Below are 26750 nucleotides of genomic sequence, written 5' to 3'. Positions count from 1 at the left end.
GCGGCCTTTTTTTGCGCTTGCAGTGCGTTCGGCTGATCCGTGACACTGTTCAGCCAGCATCACGCTTATTCGTTGTGGAGATTGCCGTTATGGCCAACGAACTCTATACCCGTACCAATCAGAAAATTTACTTCGCGGGTTTGTCCCTGGAAGCCCTTGGCCGCGCCGAGGAAGGGAAGGAGATGAATGCCATCGCGCTGGTCCAGGCCGGGCGTGAAGCGGCGTTGTTCCACCTGTACGGCGCGCTGTTGGGGTTGTGTCATGAGATTGCCGGGTTCTACCGTCTGCCCCAGGCTGGTTCGCCGCGTGCAGAAATGATCATGAACCACGACGTGCTGGCGAGCATGGCCATCCCTGAACTGGCCGAGTTGGTAGAAATGGCCCAGAGCCCCGACAGTTGGGTAGCCCGTCTGCTCAAGGCACATGCTGATATGTTCCAGCCGCCACGTGTTCCCCATGTGCCCAAGGGCGATGTGACACAGCCGCTGATCGTGGCAGTGGCTCTGGAAGAGGATGAGCCCAAGCCACTGGGCCGGGAAGAGCTGGAGAGCTGGCGTCAGGCGCTGAAAAAGATGGCGTTGCGGTTTCGTGAAGGGTTGAACGAGTGCTGAGGCGTTTTCGCTAAGCTGCACTCAAAACTGTGGGAACGGGCTTGCTCGCGAAAGCGGAGTATCAGTCAACAGGTTCATTACTGACCCACCGCATTCGCGAGCAAGCCCGCTCCCACAGTTGAACCGAGCAGGCAGTACATCCGGCACAGGGCTCGCAACCTTCAATAAGCACCATTCATCAAGCCGTAAAGAAACCTGTTCAGATCCGCAGCGAGGCGGGGTGGATGACTGATATAATCCCGGCCTTTCGTGGAGAACAGACTTTTATGCCAACGTCCTTTCTGGAAATTGTTGAATTGCCTGACGGCCGAATCGAGCTGCGCCGGGCTGAGGACGAGGGTTCTCTGGTTATCTTGGATTTTTCGGAGGACGCAAAAGCGTTCCTGCAAGGCCAGCACGTGGAAGTAGCGAAAGCCATGTTGAGCGTGGGCGTGCAGATGGCAGGTCGCCTGGCAGAAGGCGAACCGGAGAAGGATGACGGCCCGCGGGTTCTTCACTGAGTTTTTGTGGCGCGTTGGCTCGTTCCAGTGAAGGGGCTTGCGGCTGCAGTTGGCCTTTTGTGGCGAGCGGGCTTGCCCCGCGATGAGCTGCAAAGCGACCCTAAATAGATTTAATGCGGTGTATCAGGTATTCCACGGTGCTTGGTTTTGGGGTTGCTTCGCAGTCCAACGCGGGGCAAGCCCGCTCGCCACAGAAAGCCCATCCTCCACAGCAAGCCTACATTCCATGGTAAACCCCATTGCCACAGGCGTACCTCTGCCACATAGGCATGCAGCTAGCCTGGTTACCCCAATCGAATATTCAAGCTCTGTGCATCGCCCGTACGCGCGGCGCTGATCAACTGCTGCTTGGCGGTAGCGTTCAGCGGGTTCAGCCAGCTCACCACGGTGTGGCTGCGGCCTAGGCGCAAGGCCTCGCAAGTCAATTGCTGGGCGCTTTGCGTGCCGCGCGGTTGCAGCAGCAGGATGCGCTCACGGTTGAGGCCGGCATCCCGCAGCCACGCCTGGGTCAGGCTGGCTGGCGGGGCGATCAGCGTCAGCCAGCGCGCGTCCTGCTCCTCGCTCAATTCGCGAAGGATCGGCGCCAGCAGGCTCAGGCAGCTCCCGGCAGCACCGCGCAACGACAGCTCACTGAACGCCTCAGGTTCGGAGCCCCAAGGGGCTTCGACCGTTTCCTTGAGGATGGGCGCAAGGGGTTGGGCCATAAAGGCCTCGAACAGCGACAGTTGTGTGTGTTGTGGGGTGTGCACGAGCTGCATGGTGCCTCCTTTAGCGGCGAATGACGCCAACGCTCAAGCCTTCGATCACCAGGTCCTGATCTTTCAGGTTCACTTCAATCGGGGCGAACTCAGGGTTCTCGGCCATCAGCCAGACCTTGCTGCCTTCGCGCTTGAAGCGTTTGACGGTGACTTCATCGCCGATACGCGCGACGACGATCTGGCCATTACGGGCTTCGCGGGTGGTGTGGACGGCCAGCAGGTCGCCGTCGAAAATCCCCACGTCCTTCATGCTCATGCCGTGTACGCGCAACAGGTAGTCGGCACGCGGATGGAAGAAGGTTGGGTTGATGTTGCAGGATTCCTCGACGTGCTGTTGCGCCAGGATCGGCGCACCGGCGGCGACGCGACCGATGATCGGCAGCGTCGACTCGTCGGCCTTGGCTTCGAAGCCAGGGATGCGAATGCCGCGTGAAGCCCCTGGGGTCATCTCGATCGCGCCTTTGCGAGCGAGGGCCTTGAGGTGTTCTTCGGCAGCGTTGGGGGATTTGAACCCCAGTTCCAGCGCAATTTCCGCTCGTGTCGGCGGGTAGCCGTTGTCATCGAGGCAGCGCTTAATAAAAGCCAGAATCTCAGCTTGGCGTGGCGTCAGTTTTAGCATGTTGATCGCTCTGTCTTTTTATACAGTGACTGGGATTATATACAGTGAACTGCGCTTGGCAATCATCCTTTTTTGGCACTCCGCTGGACGGTCATTCGTCACCCGTCCTGCAAGGCAGAGACAGCGCTGCCTACAGACCGGAAAGGATGTGATTAAATAGCGGCGAATTAGATGACTGCCCGGCCGGAAAACGGACTCGCAGGCTTGACAAGACACACACTGAAACGTATGTTTCAAACAAGTGTTTGTCAGGCGGAGTAGCCATGGCCCAGTCGGAAACCGTTGAACGCATTCTCGATGCTGCCGAGCAATTGTTCGCGGAAAAAGGATTTGCTGAAACTTCATTGCGGCTGATCACCAGCAAGGCTGGGGTCAACCTTGCCGCAGTGAACTACCATTTCGGCTCGAAAAAAGCGCTGATCCAGGCTGTGTTCTCGCGCTTTCTGGGGCCATTCTGCGCCAGCCTCGACCGTGAGCTGGAGCGCCGCCAGACCAAGCCTGAAAACAAGCCAAGCCTGGAAGACCTGCTGGAAATCCTGGTCGAGCAGGCGCTGGTGGTTCAACCACGCAGCGGCAATGACCTGTCGATCTTCATGCGTCTGTTGGGCCTGGCCTTCAGCCAGAGTCAGGGTCACCTGCGGCGTTACCTGGAAGACATGTATGGCAAGGTTTTCCGCCGTTACATGTTGCTGGTCAACGAAGCTGCCCCCCGTATTCCGCCGATTGAGCTGTTCTGGCGCGTGCACTTCATGCTCGGCGCGGCCGCGTTCAGCATGTCCGGGATCAAGGCGTTGCGAGCGATTGCCGAAACCGATTTCGGCGTGAACACGTCGATCGAGCAAGTGATGCGCCTGATGGTGCCGTTCCTTGCCGCCGGCATGCGCGCCGAAACCGGCGTGACCGACCAGGCCATGGCCGCCGCGCAATTGCGCCCACGCAGCAAATCGACACCGGCTGTCGCCAAGGCGTGACCTGCCCGGGTGTGCGCGGCCGCTTGCATCCGCTAAGCTAGCCGCCATGCCGATTTCAGCTATTTACTCGCAACCCGTTGTTTTCACCGAGCACCCGTTATTAAGGGCGCCACGTGAGGGCAACGGGTTGTGTGCGTTATTTAAGGAAGGTTTATGACTGCTGCCCTGCAAGGTTCTTTAATGGTCGATGTGGCCGGTACTTGGCTGACGGCCGAGGATCGCCACCTGTTGCGCCAGCCTGAAGTGGGCGGGCTGATCATTTTTGCACGCAATATCGAGCACCCACGCCAGGTGCGCGAATTGAGCGCGGCGATCCGTGCCGTGCGCCCGGACCTGCTGCTGGCCGTCGACCAGGAAGGCGGCCGCGTGCAACGCCTGCGCCAGGGCTTTGTGCGCCTGCCGGCCATGCGTTTATTGGCGGATAAACCGAATGCCGAATACCTTGCCGAGCAATGCGGCTGGATCATGGCCACTGAAGTGCTGGCGGTCGGCCTTGACCTGAGTTTCGCCCCGGTGCTGGACCTGGATTACCAGCGCAGCGCCGTGGTCGGCACGCGTTCGTTCGAAGGCGACCCCGAGCGCGCCGCCGTGCTCGCAGGCGCCTTCATTCGCGGCATGAACAGCGCCGGCATGGCCGCTACCGGTAAACACTTCCCTGGCCACGGTTGGGCTGAGGCCGATTCCCACGTCGCGATTCCCAATGATGAGCGCAGCCTGGAACAGATTCGCGCGAATGACCTGGTGCCTTTCGCGCGCCTGAGCAAACAGTTGGCGGCCGTGATGCCTGCCCACGTCATCTACCCACAGGTTGACGCCCAGCCAGCCGGTTTCTCGCGTCGCTGGTTGCAGGATATTTTGCGTGGCGAGTTGCAGTTCGATGGGGTTATTTTCAGCGACGACCTGTCTATGGCGGGTGCGCATGTGGTCGGTGATGCGGCCAGTCGAATCGAGGCGGCGTTGACGGCCGGCTGTGATATGGGCCTGGTGTGCAATGACCGCGCGGCTGCCGAACTGGCGCTGACGGCTGCGCAGCGCATGAAGGTCACGCCGTCTGCCCGAATCGCGCGTATGCGTGGGCAGGCGATTGCCTCTACGGACTATAAGCAGGACCCGCGTTGGTTGGCGGCGCTTACTGCGTTGCGGGATACTCAGTTGATCGACTGATAACCGCGTTGCTGCCATCGCAGGCAAGCCAGCTCCCACAGGGGAATGCATTCCAAATGTGGGAGCGGGCTTGCTCGCGAAGGCGGTCTGTCAGTCAGCGCTTCTCTTGCTTGTGGGGCAACGGCGCAAACAACGCCTCGATATCCTCGTTGCCCAACTGCCAATCCCCCGTCTTGCGTCCGTCCAGTACACCTGCCGCCAAGTCGGATTTTTCCTTCTGCAGGTGTTGGATTTTCTCCTCCACCGTGCCCCGGGCAATCATCTTGTAGACGAACACCGGCTTCTCCTGCCCGATGCGATACGCTCGGTCGGTGGCCTGGTTTTCCGTGGCCGGGTTCCACCATGGGTCGTAGTGGATCACCGTGTCGGCTTCGGTCAGGTTCAAGCCCACGCCGCCAGCCTTCAAGCTGATCAGAAAAATCTGTAGCTTGCCGCTCTGGAAATCCTTCACCGGCGTGCGCCGGTCGCGGGTCTGGCCGGTCAGCAGTGCGTAGGCCACGCCGCGTTTTTTCAGTTCGGCTTCGATCAGGCTGAGCATTGAGGTGAACTGGGAGAACAGCAGAATCCGGCGCCCTTCGGCAAACAGCTCTTCGAGCATTTCCATCAGGCTGTCGAGCTTGCCCGAGCTGCTGCCCCGGGCGGGCAGGGTGGCGTCGTTCACCAGGCGCAGGTCGCAGCACACCTGGCGCAGCTTGAGCAGCGCTTCAAGAATGATGATCTGGCTGCGCGCGACGCCTTTACGGGTGATTTCGTCGCGCACTTTTTTATCCATGGCCAGGCGCATGGTCTCGTACACGTCGCGCTGGGCCTCATTGAGGTCAACCCAATGGATGATCTCGGTCTTGGGCGGCAGTTCCGTTGCCACCTGTTCCTTGGTGCGCCGCAGCAGGAAGGGTTTTATCCGACCGTTGAGGTGCTGCAAGCGCACGTCACTGGCGCGTTTTTCGATGGGCACGCGGTAATCGCGATTGAAGCTTTTTACGTCACCCAGCCAGCCCGGCAGCAGGAAGTGAAACAGCGACCACAGCTCGCCCAAGTGGTTTTCCAGCGGTGTGCCACTCAGGCACAGGCGCTGGCGCGCATTCAGCTCGCGGGCCGCCTGGGCGGCCTTGCTGTTGGGGTTCTTGATGTACTGGGCTTCATCGAGAATCAGTATGTGCAAGGGCAGGGCGGCGAGCGGTTCGATGTCCTTGGGCAGCAATGCATACGTGGTCAGCAGCAGGTCATAGTCCTGCAGGTTGGCGAAGTGCTTTTTGCGCGTTGCGCCATACAGCGCCTGCACCTTGAGTTGCGGCGTGAAGTGCGCCGCTTCGTCGAGCCAGTTCGGGATCAGGCTGGTGGGCATCACCACCATGCATGGCCGGTCGAGGCGCCCGGCGGCTTTCTCAGTAAGAATATGCGCCAGGGTTTGCAGGGTTTTACCCAGGCCCATGTCATCCGCGAGAATCCCGCCCACCTCGAGTTGGCGCAGCGACTGCATCCAGCTCAAACCTTCCAGCTGGTAGGGGCGTAAGGTCGCGTTCAAACCCTCGGGCGCCACACAGCTGAAATCCTTGATGTCGCGCAGGCGCTGGGCGAAGTTGCGGATCTTCTCGCCGCCTTCCCATTGCAGCGGCAGGTCTTCCAGCGGGTTGAGGCGAATCGCATCGGCCTTGGCCAGGCGCAAGGTGGTGGTGCCGGTTTCCTGCAGGTAAAACTCGCCGAGGGTGGCCAGCACCGGTTTCAATCGGCCGTAGGGCAGTGCCACCTGCAGCGGGCCGTGGCCGTTGGGCAGGCCGGGAATATTCACCAGGATCAGCTCGTCATCGCGGCGCCGGGCAAGTTTTTCCGGGTTGAGGATCTCGGTGTGCGAGCGCATCAGGTTCAGCAGGATCGGCAACAGGCTCAGGCGCTCACCATTGACGATGATGCCCAGTTCCAGGTCGAACCAGTCACGCTCCGGGCCCTCGTCGACCGTCGCGTACCAGTCGTCGACGGCGCTCAGGTCGAAGCCGAAATCCTCATCGATCTGCAGTTCCCAACCCTCGGCGCGCAGGGCTGGCGATGCGTTAAGGGTAAAGTTCAGCCAAGCGCTGTCATTGACCATCTCAAACAATTCACCGGCACTCTCCGGCAACGCCTTGCTCTGGCGCGTGGCGATCTTGAAGCCCAGCAGGCGCAGTTGCTCGCGATAAGGCTGCTCCAGCTCCGGGTGGCGCTTGATGCGCAGGCTCTGGGTGTCCTGGCGCACGACGATATCGGCGTTCTTCTGCCCGCTGACATAGTTACCCAGGTAGTTGAATGACAGCGCGGCACGGTGCTGGATATAGCGCTGCATCTTGCCATTGCGCGGTTCAAACGCGCTGAACTCAACACTGGCCAGCCACAGGCGCGGCACGGGCCGCACTTCTTCCATCACCACTTGCGGCAACACCACGCGGTTATCCAGCACGGCCTGGAGCTTTTCCAGCAGTTCGGCATCCTGCGCCGCCGCCGGGTAGGCCAGGGTTTCCTGGACCTTGAGCAACACCGCCGCAATATGTTTGCAGTTGGTGTGCACCGGGCACGTGCAGCGACTGTCCACCAGGATCAGCGTGCCTTTGGCCGATTCGCGCAGCGAGATGGTCTGCCGGTAAACGTTACCGCCCGAGCCTTCGCAACTGGCCACGATGGTGCTGTCGCCGGACTCGACGATGCGCACGCGGTTTTCCAGGGCGTAGCGCCGCCCGCGCTCAAGGCTTTGCTCTTTAAAGCGATTGGCCCACGAAGGAGCCAGGGGTTTGGTCAACGACGACGTCAGGGGCATGGCGCTGGATCAGTCCTGGATGTCGGGCGGTGGCGCGCTGGGTGGTTTGGCGGTCAGCGAAGTGATCTTGATCAGCAGGGCGAGGTGGCCGCCGTCCAGGTAGTTGAGCTGATTGTTTTTGGTGCGCACGTCTTGCTGGCTCAGGTGTTCGCTGGCAATGACGCTACCGTTGGCGTCGAACTGGTTGATCCAGAAGTCGGCGTCGATGTCGGTAAAGCGCCCCAGTTGCAGGTTCAGGGTACCTTCGATGGGAAATTGGCCGAACTGTTCCTGGCCATCGCTGATGGCCAGTTTCACCGGTTGTTCGCCCAGGTTCTGGTCCCAGGCCCGGTGCAGCAGCACGGTGTAACTGCTGTCGGCACTGAGTTTGTCGACGATGTTGCCCAACCGCGGCGGGCTGATTTTGTCCGCAGGCAACCGTGAAGCCCCGGCGTCCCAGTTTTCCGGCGCCGCGCGGCTACTGATAACCGGCTCGGCGTTCTGGCGGACCAGGATCATTTCCACCAGGTACGGGCTGTCGGCAAACGCCGAAGGGGCAACGACCACCAATAACAAGCTCAAAATGCGGAACAGGCGCATTGGGGCGTCCTTCAAGCAGATTTCGGGATGAGGCGCTCAAACAGCGCCTCTAATGTATTAAAGCGTTCTTCTGCGCGTTCCATCGGCACCATGAACTTGAACAGCGTAGCCCCTTCGAACTTGTAGCGGTTGGGCTGGCCCTGAATCAGCTTGATCAACACCAGCGGGTCCACCGGCGTTTGCGCTTCGAACTCGATACGCCCGCCTTGCGGCCCGGCATCGACCTTCTTGATGCCAAGCTGCTCGGCCTGCAATTTGAGCAGGGTCAGGCGCACCAGGTTCTTGGTCGGCTCGGGCAACAGGCCGAAGCGGTCGATCATCTCCACTTGCAGGTCCTTGAGACCGTCTTCGTCGGTGGCCGAAGCGATGCGCTTGTACAGGATCAGTCGCGCGTGTACGTCCGGCAGGTAGTCTTCCGGAATCAATGCCGGCAAGCGCAGGTTGATTTCCGGGCCGCCGCCCAAGGGTTGATCGAGGTTCGGTTGCTCGCCTTTACGGATGGCTTTCACCGCGCGCTCGAGCATCTCCATATAAAGGGTGAAGCCCACGGCCTGGATCTGCCCGCTCTGACCGTCGCCCAACAGTTCGCCTGCGCCACGGATTTCCAGGTCGTTGGTGGCCAGTACAAACCCGGCACCGAGGTCCTGGGTGTTGGCGATGGCTTCCAAACGCTTTTCGGCGTCGCCGGTAATTTGCTGGCGCGGTGGCGTCAGCAAGTAGGCATACGCTTGGTGGTGGCTACGCCCGACGCGGCCACGCAGTTGATGCAGCTGCGCCAGGCCGAACTTGTCGGCACGCTCGATGATGATGGTGTTGGCACTCGGCACGTCGATGCCGGTCTCGATGATGGTCGAGGCGATCAGCACGTTGAAGCGCTTGTGGTAGAAATCGCTCATCACCTGTTCGAGGTCGCGTTCGCGCATCTGCCCGTGGCCGATGGCGATGCGTGCTTCCGGCACCAGCTCGGCGAGGTCGGCGGCGCACTTCTCGATGGTCTTCACGTCGTTGTGCAGGTAGTACACCTGCCCGCCGCGCAGCAATTCCCGCAGCAGCGCTTCCTTGACCGTGCTTTTGTTCTGCTCCATCACGAACGTGCGCACCGACAAGCGACGGGCGGGCGGCGTGGCAATGATCGACAGGTCGCGCATGCCCGACACGGCCATATTCAGCGTGCGCGGAATCGGCGTGGCGGTGAGGGTGAGGATGTCGACTTCGCTGCGCAGGTTCTTCAGTTGTTCTTTCTGACGCACACCAAAGCGGTGCTCTTCGTCGATGATCACCAGGCCCAGGTTTTTGATCTTCACATCGTCCGACAGCAGCTTGTGCGTGCCGATCACGATGTCGATCTTGCCTTCAGCTAAATCGGCGACGGCGGCATTCACTTCCTTGGCGGACTTGAAGCGGCTCATTACTTCGACGCTCACCGGCCAATCGGCAAAGCGGTCGCGGAAGCTGTTGTAGTGCTGCTGGGCGAGCAGGGTGGTCGGCACCAGAATCGCCACCTGCTTGCCGCCGTGCACCGCAATAAAGGCGGCGCGCATGGCCACTTCGGTCTTGCCGAAGCCCACGTCGCCACACACCAGGCGGTCCATCGGCTTGGGCGCGAGCATGTCGGCGCGCACCGCTTCGATGGTGGTTTGCTGGTCCGGGGTTTCTTCGAAGGCGAAGCCGGCGCTGAAGGTGGCGTAGTCGGCCTTCGGGTCGGCGAAGGCGTAACCTTCGCGCGCCGCACGGCGTGCATAGATGTCGAGCAATTCGGCAGCCACATCGCGCACTTGTTCGGCGGCTTTGCGCTTGGCTTTCTGCCAGGTCTCGGAGCCCAGGCGGTGCAACGGCGCCAGGGCATCGTCGCTGCCGGTGTAGCGGGCGATCAAGTGCAGGCTGGCTACCGGCACATAGAGCTTGGCGCCTTCGGCGTATTCCATGGTGAGGAATTCGGCGGCCTGGTTGTCGATCTCCAGGGTCTGCAGGCCCAGGTAGCGGCCCACGCCGTGGTCGATATGCACCACCGGCGCGCCTTCGCGCAGCTCGGTCAGGTTTTTGATGACCGCGTCGTTGTTGGCGTCCGCGCGTTTTTCACGGCGACGGCGCTGCATCACGCGCTGGCCGAACAGCGGGCTTTCGGCGATCAGCGCCAGGGCCGGGTCGTCCAGCAACAAACCTTCATCCAGCGGCGCGATGGTGATCGCCAGGCGCTCTTTGCTCGCGACGAAATCCGGCCAGCTGTCGACGGTTTTCGGGCGCAGCTTCAGGCGTTCGAGCAATTCCAGCAGCACTTCGCGACGGCCGGCGGATTCGGCGGTAAACAGCACGCGGCCAGGGAAATCACCGAGGAAGTTGGACAGCGCTTCCAGCGGTTGCGTGGCTTTGGCCTGGATCGCCAGATCCGGCAGTGTGCCCGCCGGGAAGCGCTCGCGGCCGCTGCCTGTGTCCACGTCCTGTTGGCTGGCAACCACGCGCGGCCAGTTTTTCAGGCGGGCGAAGCAGTCTTCCACCGGCAGGAACAGCTCGGCGGGCGGCAATAAAGGACGCGACGGATCGACGCGGCGCTCTTCATAGCGACTGCGCACGTCGTTCCAGAAGTTTTCCGCTGCCTGCTCGATGCCCGGCAGCGAGAACACTTGGGTGTCCTGGGGCAGGTAATCGAACAGGGTGGAGGTTTCGTCAAAGAACAGCGGCAGGTAGTACTCGATACCGGCCGGTGTGATCCCGCTGCTCAAGTCCTGGAAGATCGGGCAACGGCGGAAGTCCACGTCGAAGCGTTCACGAAAGCGTGCCTTGAAGCGCGTGACCGCGTCTTTTTGCAGCGGGAATTCCCGTGCCGGCAGCAGCTTGATCGAGTCCACTTTGTCTATGGAGCGTTGGTTGTCCGGGTCGAAGGTGCGCAGCGTTTCGATCTCGTCATCGAACAGGTCGATGCGGTACGGCAATTTGCTGCCCATCGGGAACAGGTCGATCAACGCCCCGCGCACGGCGAACTCGCCGTGTTCGTACACCGTGTCGACGCAGCGGTAGCCGCTGGCCTCGAGGCGCGTGCGCATCTGTTCCACGTCGAGCTTCTGGCCGACATCCAGCACCAGGCTGCTGCCCAGCAGGAACTTGGTCGGTGCCAGGCGATGCAGGGCCGTGGTGATCGGCACCACCAGCACGCCGTGAGCCAGTTCCGGCAAGCGGTAAAGGCTGGCGATGCGCTGGGAGATGATGTCCTGGTGCGGCGAGAACAGATCATAGGGCAGGGTTTCCCAGTCGGGAAAATGCAGCACCGGCAAATCGGGGGCGAAGAAGCTCAGCTCCTGCTCCAGCCGCTCGGCGCTTTGGCTGTCGGCGGTGAGCAGCAGGGTAAAGCGCTTGGCTGCGCTGGCAGCCTCGGCAATGGCCAGGCTCAGGGCGGCACCGGGCAGGTTGCCCCAGTGCTGTTTACCTGCCGCGGCAGGGAGAAGCGGTAGACGCAGAACGGGCACGGAAGGTTGAGCTCCAAGCGTTGCGACAAAGTCGGTAATTGTAACGGCCTGAGGTGCCGCCTGTCAGTTGCTGACTGAGCCTATTACGGTTTGTAGGAAATGTAGTGGCTAAGACAAACAATGGCGTGTTTTGACTCAATATGTAGTGCCATTTTGTGCAGATGTTTCGGAGGGTTACGGACAAGTCGGGGTTGGCGCTCAACGAGCGGCCTTCTGGAACCCGCGTATTTACTGGGCTGCAGCGGGGTGTGATTTTTTCGCAAGCACTTTTTGTTGCCTGGCGCGCATTGCTCCGAGGCCGGTCGGGCGGCATAATGTAGCCCCTTTTTTCTGCCCCTACATGTGGAAGGTTCCCGTGACTCAGAAGCCCGACCAGTGTCTTGGTGAATGGATCGACCGTGAAGCGCTCGCTGAAGCGATGATTCCGCTTATCGGTCAGCTGTACCGCAATAACAATGTGGTGAGCTCGATCTATGGCCGCAGCCTGATCAACCAGTCAGTCATCGCGATTCTCAAAGCGCATCGCTTTGCTCGCCATCGTTCTGCCGACGACAGCGAACTCTCCGTCCACGAAACATTCCCTCTGCTTAAAGCCATGAGCGAGCTCAAGCTCGGCGCGGCCTCGGTAGACCTGGGCAAGCTGGCTTACAAATTCCGCAAAGAAGGTGCTGGCCGCAGCGCCGAGCAGTTCGTGCGTGAAGAAATGGCCGATGTGGTTGGCCAGCAAAACGCTGCTGCCCGCAAAGGCACTGATGTCGTGCTGTACGGTTTCGGTCGTATCGGCCGTCTGCTGGCGCGCATCCTGATCGAAAAAACCGGTGGCGGCGACGGCCTGCGTCTGCGTGCCATCGTGGTACGTAAAGGCGCCGAGAACGACCTGACCAAGCGCGCCAGCCTGCTGCGTCGCGACTCGGTACACGGTCCGTTCAACGGCACCATCGTCATCGACGAAGAAAACAACACCATCACCGCCAACGGTAACCTGATCCAGGTGATCTACGCGAAGAACCCGGCTGAGGTGGATTACACCCAGTACGGTATCAAGGACGCCCTGCTGGTGGACAACACCGGCGTATGGCGTGACGCCGAAGGCCTGGGCCAGCACCTGGCTTGCCCGGGTATCGATCGCGTTGTGCTGACTGCGCCTGGCAAAGGCAAGCTGAAGAACATCGTTCACGGCATCAACCACGGTGAAATCACCGCCGACGACAAGATCGTGTCCGCTGCTTCCTGCACCACCAACGCCATCGTGCCGGTGTTGAAGGCTGTGAATGACAAGTTCGGTATCGTTAACGGTCACGTTGAAACGGTTCACTCGTACACCAACGACCAGAACCTGATCGACAACTTCCACAAAGGCGATCGCCGTGGCCGTAGCGCCGCGCTGAACATGGTTATCACCGAGACCGGTGCTGCCACCGCTGCTGCCAAGGCCCTGCCTGAACTGGCCGGCAAGCTGACCGGTAACGCGATCCGCGTTCCGACGCCTAACGTGTCGATGGCCATTCTCAACCTGAACCTTGAGAAAGCCGCCACCCGTGAAGAGATGAACGAGTACCTGCGCTACATGGCGCTGCACTCCGACCTGCATAAGCAGATCGACTTCGTTAATTCGCAGGAAGTGGTCTCCACCGACTTCGTTGGCTCGCGCCACGCCGGTGTGGTGGACGCTGAAGCGACCATCACCCAGGACAACCGCGTTGTACTGTACGTCTGGTACGACAACGAGTTCGGCTACAGCTGCCAGGTGGTTCGTGTGATGGAAGACATGGCTGGGGTTAACCCGCCTGCGTTCCCGCGCTAAGCTTCTGCGGTGAATGAAAAAGCCCCGACTGGTTCGGGGCTTTTTTGTGCCTGCGGGTTGTGTAGTGGCTGGCAGGGCCTCTTCGCGAGCAAGCCCGCTCCCACATTCGACCGCATTTCTTCAGGATATACGCGGCTAAATGTGGGAGCGGGCTTGCTCGCGAAGGCGATTTATCAGGCGCCACCCACCATCGAAGCCTGCGCCGTGCGCAGTTCATGCCGATTGCCCTTGAACAGGATCAGTGTGGCAATCAACCCCAACACCGCCGCCCCACTGAGCCAGATCCCCGGTGCCGCCTTGTTGTCCAGCACATGGATCAGATAGGTGCAGGCCGCCGGCGTGAAACCACCGAACGTTGCGGTTGCCAAGCTGTAGGCCAGGGAGAAGCCGGTTGTGCGAACTTCCACCGGCATGATCTCGGTCAGCGCCACGACCATCGCACCGTTGTACGAGCCGTACAGGAACGACAACCACAACAACACAATCAGCAGGTGGTTAAAGCTCGGGTTGGCCACCAGCCAGGACAGCGCCGGGTAAGCCGTGAGGATCGCCAGAATCGTCGCACCCAGCAGCAGCGGCTTGCGCCCGATCTTGTCCGACACCGCGCCCATCACCGGCAGCCAGATGAAGTTGGAAATGCCCACGCACACCGTCACCAGCAACGCATCGAAATCCGAGAGGTGCAATTCGGCCTTGCCGAAGGTCGGGGTGTAGGCGGTGATCAGGTAGAACGACACAGTGGTCATCACTACCAGGGCCATACCGGCGATGACGATGCCAAAGTTCTGACCGATAGAGCGGACGATTTCCTGCAGGGTAGGGCGGTGTTTGCGCGCCTGGAACTCAGGCGTTTCTTCCAGCGAGCGACGAATCACGAAAATCACCGGCACGATCAGGCAGCCGATCAGGAACGGCACGCGCCAGCCCCAGTCACCCATTTCTTCGGGGCTTAGCCAGTGGTTCAGGCCCACGCCGAGTAAACCGGCGAACACCACGGCGGCTTGCTGGCTGGCGGACTGCCAACTGACGAAGAAGCCCTTGCGGCCCGGTGTGGCGATTTCCGCCAGGTACACCGACACGCCGCCCAACTCGACGCCTGCCGAGAAACCCTGGAGCAGTCGACCGAACAGCACGATCAGCGGCGCGGCCACACCCAATGTGGCATAGCCGGGTACGCAGGCGATGAGGACTGTGCCGGCGGCCATCAAGGCCAAGGTGATGACCAGGCCTTTCTTGCGGCCGTGGCGGTCGATGTAGGCACCGAGGAAGATTGCGCCCAGGGGCCGCATCAGGAACCCGGCGCCGAAGGTCGCCAGGGACAGCATCAGCGAGGCAAAGGCGCTGTCGCTGGGGAAGAAGGTTTTGGCAATGGCCGTGGCATAGAAGCCATAGACCATGAAGTCGAACATCTCTAGGAAGTTGCCGCTGACAACGCGAAAAATCGCTTTGCCTTTGCCCGTTGTAGTGGACATGTCATGCACTCATTTTGGCTGTCTTATTAGTGATCCTTGGTCATCATTCGTCCTGCCTGCAGTTTTGTAACCATATGTGTATTGGCCACTACAGGCAATAAAAACTGATAGCAAGCTGACTAATTGCCGCAAGATCAGAGGGCAGCGAAAAAACAATGTGGGAGCGGGCTTGCTCGCGAAAGCGGTGTGTCAGTCAACTTATGAATAACTGACCCACCGCTTTCGCTAGCAAGCCCGCTCCCACAGGGGATTTGCGTTTAATTCAGGAGGCTTTTGCGCAGGCTGTCCGACAGGCCTTTCGGCGCCAGCCAAATGCCAAGGTAGGCTTTTGCCAACTCATCATCGCGACTGCTGAACACCACCTGCTCGTTGATCTCCAGGTTCAATCCACGGCCAGGGCGAAAGTCGAGGGCATAACGATCACCGCTGCGGATGTTTCGAAAGCTGGCATGCAGTTGGTCCAGTTCAGGCTTCAAGCGGGCCAGGGTGGCGCTGCTTTGCTGGCGTTCCAGCGCCGTGTTGGCGGCCTTGATCACATCATTACGATCGATGTCGCGAAAGTAGAACAGCACCAGGCGCAGGTCCTTTTGCTGGTCCCAGGCCTGTTTTGCGCGCAGGTCAGCCGGGGTGTAGAGCGCTGCGGCGTACACATCGGCCCACAGATAGACCAGCACGGCCTGGTTTTTCAGCACCAGTTCATGAGATTGCGCGGGGAAAGCGGCCTGCCTGAGCCGATCAGCCTCACTGGCCTGCACCGCAAGCGAAAAAATCATCATTAAACAGAAAACGACATGCCGCATAATGGTTCGTCCTGCAAAGGTGAGTGTCAGTAGTCTAATTCCAAATTCCGTGTTCTGTAGTAAAGGCAAGACTGGCCTACGACGCGACCAAGGGTTAATGTTCGCGGCGTTGAGGCTTATATAGACTGTGCCCCGGCTCACACACTTGAGCCAAATTGTCCTTCATGCCCGCTGGCCGCGGCATGATTTAGCCAGGCGTCCAACCGTGCGCCTGGCCTGTTCTGAGGAGTACGCATGGCTGTCTACAACTACGACGTGGTGGTACTGGGTTCCGGCCCGGCTGGAGAAGGTGCGGCGATGAACGCCGCCAAAGCTGGGCGCAAGGTGGCGATGGTCGATAGCCGTCGCCAGGTCGGCGGTAACTGCACCCACCTGGGTACCATCCCGTCCAAGGCCTTGCGTCACTCGGTGCGCCAGATCATGCAGTTCAACACCAACCCGATGTTCCGGGCCATTGGTGAGCCGCGCTGGTTCTCCTTCCCGGACGTGTTGAAAAGTGCCGAGAAAGTCATCTCCAAACAAGTGGCGTCGCGCACCGGTTACTACGCCCGCAACCGTGTCGACCTGTTCTTCGGCACCGGCAGTTTCGCCGACGAGCAGACCGTCGAAGTGGTCTGCGCCAACGGCGTGGTCGAGAAGCTGGTGGCCAAGCACATCATCATCGCCACCGGTTCGCGCCCGTATCGCCCGGCCGATATCGATTTCCACCACCCGCGTATCTACGATAGCGACACCATCCTGAGCCTGGGCCACACCCCGCGCAAACTGATCATCTATGGCGCCGGCGTGATTGGCTGTGAATACGCCTCGATCTTCAGCGGCCTGGGTGTGCTGGTGGAGCTGGTGGATAACCGTGATCAGTTGCTGAGCTTCCTCGACTCGGAAATTTCCCAGGCGTTGAGCTACCACTTCAGCAACAACAACATCACCGTGCGCCACAACGAAGAGTACGAGCGGGTCGAAGGCCTGGACAACGGCGTGATCCTGCACCTCAAGTCCGGCAAGAAGATCAAGGCCGACGCCTTGCTGTGGTGCAACGGCCGTACCGGCAACACCGACAAGCTGGGCATGGAAAACATCGGGGTCAAGGTCAACAGCCGTGGCCAGATCGAAGTGGACGAGAACTACCGCACCTGCGTGACCAACATCTACGGCGCCGGTGACGTGATCGGCTGGCCAAGCCTGGCGAGTGCCGCGCATGACCAGGGCCGTTCGGCGGCCGGCAGCATTGTCGATAACGGCAGCTGGCGTTATGTGAACGATGTGCCGACCGGGATCTACACGATTCCCGAGATCAGCTCGATCGGTAAAAACGAACACGAACTGACCAAGGCCAAGGTGCCTTACGAAGTCGGCAAGGCGTTCTTCAAGAGCATGGCGCGTGCGCAGATCGCCGGCGAGCCGCAAGGCATGCTGAAGATCCTGTTCCACCGCGAAACCCTGGAAGTCCTCGGCGTGCATTGCTTCGGCTACCAGGCCTCGGAAATCGTGCACATCGGCCAAGCGATCATGAGTCAGCCGGGTGAGCAAAATACCCTCAAGTATTTTGTGAACACCACGTTCAACTACCCGACCATGGCCGAAGCCTATCGGGTAGCGGCCTACGACGGCCTCAACCGGCTTTTTTGAGCGGCTCCGGCCGGTGGCCTGAGCCGGCCGGGGAGACCGATTTCAGTAATTCTCGAGGGTGGCAGTGGCCAAACCGGGAAAGTCTGTAATCAGGCTATCTACGCCGAAGTCGGCGAGCCTGCGCATCAGCGCAGGTTCGTTGACTGTCCACACGGACACATGCAAACCCTGGCGCTGGGCTTTTTCCAGACGCTCGGGGGTGCACAACGTCCAGTTCAACGCCAGAAATTCACAGCCGTAGTTTTGCGCGACCTTCAACGGGTCGAGCCAGGCGTATTCGGCGACCAGTCCGCGTGACAGGTCCGGGGTGAGTTCGACGGCGGCTTTGAGCACTTCCCGCGAGCTTGAGGTCACCGTGACCTTGTCCATCAGGCCGAAACGTACGGCCATCTCCCGAATCGCCAACACCGTGGTCGCGGCGCGGGTGCGTGAGGCGCTTTTGACTTCCAGTTGCCAGTGATCGAAGTCGCATTTCTCGAACAGTTCTTCCAGGCGCGGGATCGGGCACGGGCTGACCCAGCCTGGGCCGCCTTTGCGCGCGTCCATCTTCACAAGATCGGCCGCCGAATACTCGACGACTTTGCCGCGCCGGTCGGCCGTGCGCTTGAGGGTGGGGTCGTGGATGACCATCAGCTCGCCGTCCATGGACAGGTGCAAATCCAGTTCGCAGCGGCGTACACCGTGCTTGAGGCACTCCTGGAAGCTGGTCAGGGTGTTTTCCGGTGCTTCGCCTTTGGCACCGCGGTGGCCGTAAATCAGGGTCACAGTTGCTCCTTTGCGCCAGGTTGTCTGGCGGGGTGAATACGAATTCAGGTGTCTTGGGCGTCGCTCTGTTCCCGTGCCAGGCGTCGTTCCTGGGCTTGTTTCTGCAAGATATAGCGTGCCAGCAATTGGCGTTGGGCGTCGGTCATGGATTCGAACTCAGTGCCCACCTCAAATGCGTCACCCTTGGGGTCACAATGGGTGACGCGGGCGCGCAGCAGCAAGCCGAGTGCCTGAGGCATCAGCACCAGCTTGACGGCCAGGTGAGCGCCGGGCGCGAGGGGCGTGGGGTGCATGAAGTCAATGCCGCCCTCGGAAATGATCACCGGCTGCGGCGCGCCCACCTCATCCAGCAGGCCGCGGGCCATGATCTGGCTGAGCAGGTCCACGCGTTTGTTCTGGACTTTGAGGAAGGCTGCCAGGCTGCGATCTTTCTCGCTGATCTGGCGCAGCAGGTGCTGGGCTTCGAATTCGCTGAGGTGCAGTTCGCTGAGCAGATTGAACAGCGGGGAATCATCCAGCAACACTTCCTTGCTCGCCGCTTCCGGGGCAGACAGTGTGCTGATTTGAAGTGCGATCATGTCGTCGATACGGTAGTATTCGCGGCGTTCTTCTTCATCTAATGTCGACATGGCGAACCCAAAGTAGCGGTAATGGTCTGAGTGTAAAGCTGCTTACCTGACCCCGCCACCGGGACGTCTTCTTTTCCTCCGAACAAGCCCCGACATGTTCAGACCTCTCTTCGTATTTATCGGCACGCGTTATACCCGTGCAAAGCGCCGCAATCATTTTGTGTCGTTCATTTCCCTTACCTCGATGATCGGGCTCGCCTTGGGCGTGGTCGTGATGATCGTGGTGCTGTCGGTGATGAACGGCTTCGATCATGAGATGCGCACCCGTGTGCTGGGCATGGTGCCCCACGCGACCATCGAGTCCGATGAGCCCATCAGTGACTGGCCAAGCCTGGCCGACAAGGTCAAGCAGAACCCCATGGTGGTGGCCGTTGCGCCGTTTACCCAGATGCAGGGGTTGCTGACCAACGATGGCAAGGTGCAGAAAATCCTGCTCAATGGCATCGATCCGGCCCAGGAACGTAACGTGTCGATCATCGACAAGTTCATGTTGCAGGGCAAACTCGACGACCTGGCGCCCGGCAGCTTCGGCATCGTGATCGGCGACAAGGCCGCGGCCAAGCTCGGCGTGGGCATCGGCGACAAGCTGACCTTCGTCGCGCCGGAAGTCACCGTAACCCCGGCCGGCATGTTCCCGCGCATGAAGCGCTTTACCGTGGTCGGCACGTTCCACGTGGGCGCCGGCGAGATCGACGGCTACCTCGGCCTGACCAACCTCACCGACCTGGCGCGCCTGCATCGCTGGCAGCCGGACCAGGTGCAGGGCCTGCGCCTCAAGTTCAACGACCTGTTCGACGCACCGCGCGGCGCCTGGGAAATCGCCCAGCACCTGGGTGAATCCAAGTACTACGCCCGCGACTGGACCCGTACCCACGGCAACCTGTACCAGGCCATCCGCATGGAAAAAGCCATGATCGGCCTGTTGTTGTTGCTGATCGTTGCCGTGGCCGCGTTCAACATCATCTCCACCCTGGTGATGGTGGTGAACGACAAGAAGGGCGACATTGCCATCCTGCGTACCCTTGGCGCCACGCCGGGGCAGATCATGGCGATCTTCATGGTGCAGGGCACCGTGATTGGCGTGGTCGGCACCTTGATCGGCACCGCCGTCGGCATTTTGGCCGCGTTGAATGTCAGTGCCGCCATCGCCGCGCTGGAAAAAGTCATCGGCCACAAGTTTCTCAACGCCGACGTCTACTTCATCGACTACTTGCCGTCCCAGGTTCAGGCCCAGGACGTGTGGATGGTGGGCGGCGCCGCGTTGCTATTGAGTTTCCTTGCCACCCTGTATCCAGCCTGGCGCGCGGCACGTACCCAGCCAGCACAGGCCTTACGTTATGAGTGAATCGGGCATGAGTGAAAAAGCGATTTTGAGCTGCCGCAACCTGGGCAAATCCTACGAGGAAGGTCCGGAATCTGTGGTGGTGTTGTCCAACCTGCAGCTGGAACTGCACCCGGGCGAGCGCGTGGCGATCGTCGGCAGTTCCGGTTCGGGCAAAAGTACCTTGCTCAACCTGTTGGGCGGCCTGGATACGCCGTCCCAGGGCAGCGTATGGCTGGCGGGCGAAGAATTGTCGGCCCTTGGCGAGAAGGCGCGCGGTCAACTGCGCAACCGTTCGTTGGGGTTTGTGTACCAGTTCCACCACTTGCTGCCGGAATTCACTGCACTGGAAAACGTGTGCATGCCGCTGCTGATCGGCAAGACCGCGATCCCGGAAGCCCGCCAGCGCGCCAAGGCGTTGCTGGAGCGCGTCGGCCTCGGCCATCGCCTGGAGCACAAGCCGGCCGAGCTGTCCGGCGGTGAGCGCCAGCGTGTGGCGATTGCCCGCGCCCTGGTGAACAACCCAGGCCTGGTGATGCTCGACGAGCCGACCGGCAACCTCGACTCCCACACCGCCCAGGGCATCAAGGATTTGATGCTGGAACTGAGCACCCAGATGCGCACCGCGTTCCTGGTGGTGACCCATGACATGAGCATGGCCCGCCAGATGGACCGTGTGTTGCACCTGCAGGAAGGTCACTTGGTCGCCATCTGACCCGTTTCAAGCCTGGCGCCTGGCGCCGGGCTTTTTCATTTTTTTAAACGGTGCCCGCGAATGTTCAGACCGTTATCGATTTTCATCGGCACGCGCTATACCCGCGCCAAGCGCCGCAACCGTTTTGTTTCGTTTATCTCGATGACCTCGATGATCGGCCTCGCCCTGGGCGTGCTGGCGATGATCGTGGTGTTGTCGGTGATGAATGGCTTCCAGCGCGAAATGAGCACGCGGATTCTCGGCATGGTGCCCCACGCGACCATCGTCGGCGTAAACCCGATTGATGATTGGCAGCCCGTGGCCGCTGCCGCGTTGAAGAACCCGGAAGTCACCGCAGCGGTGCCTTTCACGCAGATGGACGGCATGTTCTCCTACAAAGGCGCGATGCAGCCGATCGAGATCAGCGGCGTCGACCCGGCCCAGGAAGGCAAGGTGTCGATCGTGGCCCAGCATATCGTGCGCGGCAAGCTGGAAGACCTGAAAGCCGGCGAATTCGGCGTGGTCATCGGCGACATCACCGCACGGCGTTTCCGCCTGAACGTGGGCGACAAGCTGACCCTGATCGTCCCGGAAATCAGCACCGCGCCGGGCGGCATCACCCCGCGTATGCAGCGCTTGAACGTGGTCGGTATCTTCAAGGTCGGCGCCGAGCTGGATGGCTCCATGGCCTTGATCAACATGGCCGACGCCGCCGAGATCCAGCACTGGCAGCCGAACCAGGTGCAAAGCGTGCGCCTGGCGGTGAAGGATTTGTACGCAGCGCCCAAGGTCTCGGCGGACATCGCCGCCAGCCTGGGGGCGGCTTACAAGCCGGATGACTGGACCCACACCCAGGGCAGCCTGTTCAGCGCGATGAAGATGGAAAAGACCATGATCGGCCTGCTGTTGCTGATGATCGTCGCCGTCGCCGCGTTCAACATCATTGCCACCTTGATCATGGTGGTGAACGACAAGGGCGCCGACATTGCGATTTTGCGCACCATCGGCGCCACGCCACGGCAGATCATGGCGATCTTCATGGTGCAGGGCACGGTGATCGGCATCGTCGGCACCTTGATCGGCGGCGTGCTGGGCGTGATTGCGGCGCTGAACGTGAGTGAGCTGGTGGGGTGGCTGGAGCGCGTGAGCGGGCAGCATATTTTCAGTTCGGACGTGTACTTTGTCAGCAACCTGCCTTCGGAACTGCAGGGCGGCGACGTGCTGCTGATTTGCTCGGCGGGGTTTGTGCTGAGCTTTTTGGCGACGCTGTACCCGGCGTATCGGGCGGCGAAGATTGAGCCGGCGCATGCGCTCAGGTATTCGTAAAGTCTGAGACCGCTAACGCAGGCAAGCCAGCTCCCGCATTTGAATGTATTCACACATCAAAATGTGGGAGCCGGGCTTGCCCGCGATAGGGCCGGTACAGCTTGCATCAATCTGCTGTTGGCAACTCAATCACAAACCTGGTCCAGCCCGCCCCAGACTCACAATAAATCCTCCCCCCATGCGCCCGCACAATCGACTGGGTAATCGCCAACCCCAGCCCTGCATGCTCGCTGCTGCCTTCACGGCGTGCCGGGTCGGCCCGGTAGAACCGGTCAAACAACCGCGGTAACAACGCCGCTGGAATGCCTTCCCCCGTATTCTCCACCGTCAGCCTCACGCCCCGTTTGCTTTCAACCATCCGCACCCGCACCTCGCCACCGGCCGGGGTAAACCTGAGTGCGTTATCGAGCAAATTCGACAAGGCCCGGCGCAACATGCCGCGGTCACCCGCCGTATGGGCGGTGCCTTCGCGCACCAGGCTCACGTGGGCGTCCTCCGCCAACAAGGCGAAGAACTCGAGCAGCGCCTCTACTTCATCTTCCAGCACCAAGGCTTCGCGCTTGGGCATGAGCAGCCCGTGATCCGCCTTGGCCAGGTACAACATGTCATTCACTAACTGCGCCATCCATTGCAGCTCCTCCAGGTTGCTGTGCAGCGCCTCGCGGTAATCCTCCAGCGGGCGCGGCTGGGTGAGGATGACTTGGGTGTGGGTCAGCAGGTTCGACAGCGGCGTGCGCAGTTCGTGGGCGATGTCGGCAGAGAAGGCCGAGAGGCGCTGGAACGAGTCGTCCAGGCGGCCCAGCATCGCGTTGAAGGCCTGGGCCAGCTCGGCCAGTTCCACCGGCATTTGCTGCTGGGGCAGGCGTTGGGTCAATGACTGAGCAGATACTCCGGCAGCCACTTCACTCATGCGCCGCAACGGCCGCAAGCCACTGCGCGCCGCCCAGGCGCCGAGCAGCGCGGTGGCCAGGGCCGAGAGGCCGACGGTCAGCCAGATCAGATGCTGCATGCGTTGCAGGAAGTGCTGGTGATGGGTGATGTCGAGCATCAGGCTCAGTTGCGGCGAGCCCGGCTGGTTTGGCAGTAACGGCACGTTGTACACGCGATAGTCGGTGCCGGCGTTTTGCAGGCTGTGCAGGCCGGGCGCCGCGGGCAGTGCGACGCCTGGTGCGCCGTCATACCAGCGCTGGCCGGCGGCAGTGATGCGCAACGCAAGGTCGGGTTGCCGGTTGAGTTCGGTGCGCAATTGCGCTTCGCGCTGGGCGAACAACTGCGGCGTATCCACACCCTGCAACGTGCTGCGCAAGGCCACCAGTTTGCCGTCGAGCAACTGTTGGTCGAGTTCGACAAAGTGCGCCTCACTGGCCTGGTTGAACAACACGCCGGCGATCAGCGAGACCACCGCCGTGCACGCCGCAAACAGCAGCGCCAGACGGCTGGCCAGGGACAGGCGCTTGATCAATTGCACCGTTCCTCCAGCACATAGCCCATGCCGCGCACGGTGTGGATCAGCTTGTTGGGGAAGTGGTCGTCGACTTTCAGGCGCAATCGGCGGATCGCCACTTCGATGATGTTGGTGTCGCTGTCGAAATTCATGTCCCACACTTGAGAGGCGATCAGCGACTTGGGCAGCACTTCGCCCTGGCGGCGCAGCAGCAGTTCCAGCAGGGAGAATTCTTTGGCGGTGAGGTCGATGCGCTGACCGTCCCGTTCGACGCGGCGGCGGATCAGGTCCAGGCGCAGGTCGGCCAGTTGCAGCGCGGTTTCCTGCGGTGTGCTGCTGCCACGGCGCAACAGGCTGCGCACCCGGGCCAACAGTTCGGAAAAGGCGAAGGGCTTGACCAGGTAATCGTCGGCGCCCAGCTCCAGGCCGTGCACGCGGTCTTCCACGGCATCGCGGGCGGTGAGGAACAGCACCGGGATGTCCAGGCCGGCGCTGCGCACGGCTTGCAGGATTTGCCAGCCGTCGCGGCCCGGCAGCATCACATCGAGGATCAGCAGGTCGTAATCGCCGGTCAACGCCAGATGTTGCCCGGTGTTGCCGTCAGCCACCAATTCGGTGGTAAAGCCCGCCTCGGTCAGGCCCTGGCGCAGGTAATGGCCGGTTTTCGGTTGGTCTTCGACGATCAGCAGTTTCATGGGCGACTCTTGGCAGCGGGAGCAACGGGCTTTATACCGTGGGCGCCAGGGCAGGGGCGTAACCTGACAAAGTTGTAATCTAGCAGTCAGCTGGCTGGCAGCGGCGCCATCTTAGAGTGCTGCCCAAGCTGTTCACACACTTTTGGAGAACCGAGATGGCGTTGCGTACACCCCTATTGCTGGCGGGTTGCCTGTTGGCCTTGAGTTTCGATGCGGTGGCTGACACGGCCCACACATTTGCCTTCGGCCATGCGGCGTCGGCTGACAAAGCCACGCGCAGCGTGGAAGTGGTGCTGCAGGATATTTCCTTTTCGCCCAAGTCGCTGGACGTAAAAGCCGGTGAGACCGTGCGCTTTGTGCTGGTCAACAAAGGCCAGTTGCTGCATGAATTCAACCTGGGCGACGCGGCGATGCATGCCGAACACCAGAAGGAAATGTTGCAGATGCAGGCCAGCGGCATGCTCACCGCCACCGGCATGGGCAAGATGGACCACAGCGCCATGGGCCACGGTGACATGGGCGGCATGAAACATGACGACCCCAACAGTGTGCTGGTAGAGCCCGGCAAAACGGCCGAGCTGACCTGGACCTTCACCAAGGCCACGGGCCTGGAATTCGCCTGTAATATCCCCGGGCACTATCAGGCGGGCATGGTCGGCAAGCTCAACGTCGATTGATCGGGTGTTTTTTAGGGGCGGGGGCAAAGGCTGGTAGACTGGCGCGGTTTATTTAGCCAGGTTTCCGCCATGCATCCCGCAGCCGAACATTCGCCGCTGGGCAAGTCCAGTGAATACATCTCCACCTACACCCCGTCGTTGCTGTTCCCGATCCCTCGCGCCGCCAAATGGGCCGAGCTGGGCCTGAGCGCCGAAACCCTGCCTTACAAAGGCGTGGATTTCTGGAACTGCTTCGAATTGTCCTGGCTGCTGCCGTCGGGCAAGCCGGTGGTGGCCATCGGTGAATTCAGCATTCCGGCCGACTCGCCGAACATCATCGAGTCCAAGTCCTTCAAGCTGTACCTCAACTCGCTGAACCAGACCGCGTTTGCCGATACGGCAAGCCTGGAAGCGACCTTGCGCACCGACCTCAGCGCCGCCGCCGGTAAACCGGTGAGCGCGCGTATCCGCCGTTTGGCCGAGGTTGAGGCCGAAGGTGTGCAGGCGTTGCCAGGTGTGTGCATTGACGACCTGGACATCAGCGTCAGCAACTACGAGCACCCGCGCCCGGAACTGCTGCGCTGCGATGATTCGCGCATTGTCGAGGAGAGCGTGCACAGCCACCTGCTCAAATCCAACTGCCCGGTTACCAGCCAGCCCGATTGGGGCAGTGTGGCGGTGCAATACCGTGGTTCGGCCCTGGATCACGCCAGCCTGCTGGAATACATCGTGAGCTTTCGCCAGCACTCGGACTTCCATGAGCAGTGCGTGGAGCGGATCTTTCTCGACCTGCAGCGCTTGCTCAAGCCGGAAAAATTGACGGTGTATGCGCGGTATGTGCGGCGCGGTGGGTTGGACATCAACCCGTATCGCAGCACTGAGGACATGCCGTTCCAGAACGTGCGCCTGGCGCGTCAGTAGCCTTAATACAAAAAATGTGGGAGGGGGCTTGCTCCCGATTGCAGTGGGTCAGGCACAAATACTGTGCCTGACACTCCGCTATCGGGAGCAAGCCCCCTCCCACATTTTGGTGCTGCGTTTGGCTTGGGTTCGGGTTATATCCCGATATTGCCCAGGGTCGTCACAATATTGCGCAAGGTCCCGGCAATGCCCGGGTGGTCCAGTTCGAAGCGTTCAACCGCCAGGTTCACGCCATCGGCGATGCTTGGGTCCTGAATGGCGCCTTCCAGAGGCTCTTGAACTTCAAGTTCGGCAATCAGTGTTTCGAGTTCGTCGCGTTTTTCCGCTGACATCAGCGGGTCGCTGTCCAATTGCTCGCGCAATACTTTGACTTGGTTTTTCAACTCTTCGCGGGCAGGCATGGCGTTCTTCCTTTTATCGATAGGCACTGGCATAGACCGCGGCACGCCGGGAAAGGTCTACGGGCTGACCTGTAGATTAATCCACCGGCGCCTTCAGTGCATGATCTCTATCAGGGCTTCTCGCCTTTGAGCTGGCGCAGGCTGATATCCGCCAGGCACGTGCCCAGCTCGCCAAGGTGGTCGATCACCGAATGCACGCCCAACCCATACAGCGCCACCGTGGCTTTACCGCGCTTATGCTCGCGTTGCTGCTCGGTCAGCGCCTGCCATTGCTCCGGTGCCAAGCCGCACAGTGAGCCGCAGGACGCCAGGCCGATGGTCCACAACCCGGCGTTGAGGCCCGCTTGCAGCAAGCGTGGCTCGCCGCTGACCAGCACGCAGCCTTCCAGGCGTTCGATATTCAAGGCCATCAAGGCTTGCCAGCAGGCATGCGGCGCCGGCCAGCGGATGGAGGAGGGCGGCGTTGCCTTCACCCAGTCGGGCAATGCGGCCGACAGCGGTGTGGTCACTGAGGCGGGCAGCTCATCCAGCCAGGCGCAAGGTACGCCTTGGTCCTTGAGGCTGCGCAATATCTTCAGCGCGCCAGGCGTGGCTTGGGAATCGGGGGCGGGCGAGTCGGTGCGGGCCTGGGAACCGAAATCCACCAGGCAGCCACTCAGGCCAAACAGCACGGCAGTCAAGGAGGGGGCTCTGGCGACGGCAATTTCGGCGTGAGGCATTTCGACATCCCTGAAATAGCTGTGAC

24 protein-coding genes are annotated in these 26750 nt (G+C 60.9%); 11 read left to right on the top strand and 13 right to left on the bottom strand.

Annotated features, from left to right (window positions below):
* The first annotated feature begins 89 nt into the window (after positions 1 to 89).
* Complete coding sequence (locus ACDZ94_RS16785; RefSeq protein ID WP_064451386.1) at positions 90 to 611, top strand: DUF6586 family protein; 522 nt, start codon at positions 90 to 92, stop codon at positions 609 to 611.
* 266 nt (positions 612 to 877) lie between these two features.
* Entirely contained in the window at positions 878 to 1111 is a 234-nt protein-coding gene (locus tag ACDZ94_RS16780; RefSeq protein WP_053255041.1) for a hypothetical protein, read from the top strand.
* A 284-nt stretch (positions 1112 to 1395) separates the two neighbouring features.
* Here the strand turns inward: ACDZ94_RS16780 and sulA are convergent, their stop codons facing one another.
* Both sulA and lexA read right to left on the bottom strand, forming a co-directional pair.
* Positions 1396 to 1869 carry an SOS-induced cell division inhibitor SulA gene (gene sulA, locus ACDZ94_RS16775; RefSeq protein ID WP_064451387.1) on the bottom strand — a complete coding sequence of 158 codons (474 nt, stop codon included), beginning with the start codon at positions 1867 to 1869 and terminating at the stop codon, positions 1396 to 1398.
* Between the two features lie 10 nt (positions 1870 to 1879).
* Positions 1880 to 2488, bottom strand: a complete 609-nt coding sequence (lexA, locus tag ACDZ94_RS16770) for a transcriptional repressor LexA (RefSeq protein ID WP_017137423.1) — start codon at positions 2486 to 2488, stop codon at positions 1880 to 1882.
* A 263-nt stretch (positions 2489 to 2751) separates the two neighbouring features.
* On the opposite strand from lexA, the gene ACDZ94_RS16765 reads away from it, so the two are divergent.
* Both ACDZ94_RS16765 and nagZ read left to right on the top strand, forming a co-directional pair.
* Entirely contained in the window at positions 2752 to 3459 is a 708-nt protein-coding gene (locus ACDZ94_RS16765) for a TetR/AcrR family transcriptional regulator (RefSeq protein ID WP_053255043.1), read from the top strand.
* Positions 3460 to 3612: 153 nt separating this feature from the next.
* Positions 3613 to 4623 carry a beta-N-acetylhexosaminidase gene (gene nagZ / locus ACDZ94_RS16760; protein ID WP_432750478.1) on the top strand — a complete coding sequence of 337 codons (1011 nt, stop codon included), beginning with the start codon at positions 3613 to 3615 and terminating at the stop codon, positions 4621 to 4623.
* A 94-nt stretch (positions 4624 to 4717) separates the two neighbouring features.
* On the opposite strand, the gene ACDZ94_RS16755 is transcribed toward nagZ, so the two are convergent.
* The 3 genes from ACDZ94_RS16755 to mfd are packed head-to-tail and all read right to left on the bottom strand — an operon-like array spanning position 4718 to position 11448.
* Positions 4718 to 7408, bottom strand: coding sequence for a DEAD/DEAH box helicase (locus tag ACDZ94_RS16755; protein ID WP_128586655.1), 2691 nt, complete (start codon positions 7406 to 7408; stop codon positions 4718 to 4720).
* A 9-nt stretch (positions 7409 to 7417) separates the two neighbouring features.
* Positions 7418 to 7987 carry a peptidoglycan binding protein CsiV gene (locus tag ACDZ94_RS16750; RefSeq protein WP_262667319.1) on the bottom strand — a complete coding sequence of 190 codons (570 nt, stop codon included), beginning with the start codon at positions 7985 to 7987 and terminating at the stop codon, positions 7418 to 7420.
* A gap of 11 nt (positions 7988 to 7998) precedes the next feature.
* On the bottom strand, positions 7999 to 11448 hold the full coding sequence (mfd, locus tag ACDZ94_RS16745) for a transcription-repair coupling factor (protein ID WP_407016449.1): 3450 nt from the start codon (positions 11446 to 11448) through the stop codon (positions 7999 to 8001).
* Between the two features lie 340 nt (positions 11449 to 11788).
* On the opposite strand from mfd, the gene ACDZ94_RS16740 reads away from it, so the two are divergent.
* The gene (locus ACDZ94_RS16740; protein ID WP_017137429.1) at positions 11789 to 13252 is read left to right on the top strand and encodes a glyceraldehyde-3-phosphate dehydrogenase; all 1464 of its coding nucleotides are present in this window, start codon (positions 11789 to 11791) and stop codon (positions 13250 to 13252) included.
* Between the two features lie 173 nt (positions 13253 to 13425).
* Here ACDZ94_RS16740 and ACDZ94_RS16735 read toward each other — a convergent pair whose 3' ends face one another.
* Entirely contained in the window at positions 13426 to 14724 is a 1299-nt protein-coding gene (locus tag ACDZ94_RS16735) for an MFS transporter (RefSeq protein WP_432750477.1), read from the bottom strand.
* Positions 14725 to 14981: 257 nt separating this feature from the next.
* On the bottom strand, positions 14982 to 15524 hold the full coding sequence (locus ACDZ94_RS16730) for a chalcone isomerase family protein (protein WP_407016447.1): 543 nt from the start codon (positions 15522 to 15524) through the stop codon (positions 14982 to 14984).
* 234 nt (positions 15525 to 15758) lie between these two features.
* Between ACDZ94_RS16730 and sthA the strand changes: the two genes are divergently transcribed.
* Positions 15759 to 17153: a Si-specific NAD(P)(+) transhydrogenase gene (gene sthA, locus ACDZ94_RS16725; protein WP_012722857.1), complete on the top strand. Its 1395-nt coding sequence runs from the start codon at positions 15759 to 15761 to the stop codon at positions 17151 to 17153.
* Positions 17154 to 17195: 42 nt separating this feature from the next.
* On the opposite strand, the gene ACDZ94_RS16720 is transcribed toward sthA, so the two are convergent.
* On the bottom strand, positions 17196 to 17918 hold the full coding sequence (locus ACDZ94_RS16720) for a glycerophosphodiester phosphodiesterase (RefSeq protein WP_064451394.1): 723 nt from the start codon (positions 17916 to 17918) through the stop codon (positions 17196 to 17198).
* 44 nt (positions 17919 to 17962) lie between these two features.
* Entirely contained in the window at positions 17963 to 18547 is a 585-nt protein-coding gene (locus tag ACDZ94_RS16715) for a PilZ domain-containing protein (RefSeq protein WP_064451395.1), read from the bottom strand.
* Between the two features lie 94 nt (positions 18548 to 18641).
* Between ACDZ94_RS16715 and ACDZ94_RS16710 the strand changes: the two genes are divergently transcribed.
* The 3 genes from ACDZ94_RS16710 to ACDZ94_RS16700 are packed head-to-tail and all read left to right on the top strand — an operon-like array spanning position 18642 to position 21888.
* Complete coding sequence (locus ACDZ94_RS16710; RefSeq protein WP_432750476.1) at positions 18642 to 19892, top strand: lipoprotein-releasing ABC transporter permease subunit; 1251 nt, start codon at positions 18642 to 18644, stop codon at positions 19890 to 19892.
* Between the two features lie 7 nt (positions 19893 to 19899).
* Positions 19900 to 20583: a lipoprotein-releasing ABC transporter ATP-binding protein LolD gene (gene lolD / locus ACDZ94_RS16705; RefSeq protein ID WP_017477213.1), complete on the top strand. Its 684-nt coding sequence runs from the start codon at positions 19900 to 19902 to the stop codon at positions 20581 to 20583.
* A gap of 60 nt (positions 20584 to 20643) precedes the next feature.
* Positions 20644 to 21888, top strand: coding sequence for a lipoprotein-releasing ABC transporter permease subunit (locus ACDZ94_RS16700; protein ID WP_064451397.1), 1245 nt, complete (start codon positions 20644 to 20646; stop codon positions 21886 to 21888).
* Between the two features lie 106 nt (positions 21889 to 21994).
* Here ACDZ94_RS16700 and ACDZ94_RS16695 read toward each other — a convergent pair whose 3' ends face one another.
* Together ACDZ94_RS16695 and ACDZ94_RS16690 are read right to left on the bottom strand one after the other, a co-directional pair.
* The gene (locus tag ACDZ94_RS16695) at positions 21995 to 23350 is read right to left on the bottom strand and encodes a heavy metal sensor histidine kinase (protein ID WP_432751514.1); all 1356 of its coding nucleotides are present in this window, start codon (positions 23348 to 23350) and stop codon (positions 21995 to 21997) included.
* Complete coding sequence (locus tag ACDZ94_RS16690; RefSeq protein ID WP_064451398.1) at positions 23347 to 24027, bottom strand: heavy metal response regulator transcription factor; 681 nt, start codon at positions 24025 to 24027, stop codon at positions 23347 to 23349. Before ACDZ94_RS16690 ends, ACDZ94_RS16695 begins: the two co-directional genes overlap by 4 nt.
* A 155-nt stretch (positions 24028 to 24182) precedes the next feature.
* Here ACDZ94_RS16690 and ACDZ94_RS16685 point away from each other — a divergent pair, with 155 nt between their 5' ends.
* Both ACDZ94_RS16685 and queF read left to right on the top strand, forming a co-directional pair.
* On the top strand, positions 24183 to 24704 hold the full coding sequence (locus ACDZ94_RS16685) for a copper-resistant cuproprotein CopI (RefSeq protein WP_064451399.1): 522 nt from the start codon (positions 24183 to 24185) through the stop codon (positions 24702 to 24704).
* 69 nt (positions 24705 to 24773) lie between these two features.
* Positions 24774 to 25604: an NADPH-dependent 7-cyano-7-deazaguanine reductase QueF gene (queF, locus tag ACDZ94_RS16680; protein ID WP_432750475.1), complete on the top strand. Its 831-nt coding sequence runs from the start codon at positions 24774 to 24776 to the stop codon at positions 25602 to 25604.
* 134 nt (positions 25605 to 25738) lie between these two features.
* Here queF and ACDZ94_RS16675 read toward each other — a convergent pair whose 3' ends face one another.
* Complete coding sequence (locus ACDZ94_RS16675) at positions 25739 to 26005, bottom strand: DUF4404 family protein (protein WP_221294227.1); 267 nt, start codon at positions 26003 to 26005, stop codon at positions 25739 to 25741.
* Between the two features lie 110 nt (positions 26006 to 26115).
* Positions 26116 to 26724 (bottom strand): hypothetical protein, encoded by a 609-nt coding sequence (locus ACDZ94_RS16670; RefSeq protein ID WP_064451402.1) that lies wholly within the window; start codon positions 26722 to 26724, stop codon positions 26116 to 26118.
* Between the last annotated feature and the right edge of the window lie 26 nt (positions 26725 to 26750).

Source organism: Pseudomonas sp. UBT (assembly GCF_050915955.1).
In the GTDB taxonomy this organism is placed as follows: Bacteria; Pseudomonadota; Gammaproteobacteria; order Pseudomonadales; family Pseudomonadaceae; genus Aquipseudomonas; species Aquipseudomonas antarctica_A.
The sequence above is the reverse complement of the archived record's forward strand: the minus strand, read 5'-3'. Positions and strand labels throughout refer to the sequence as shown.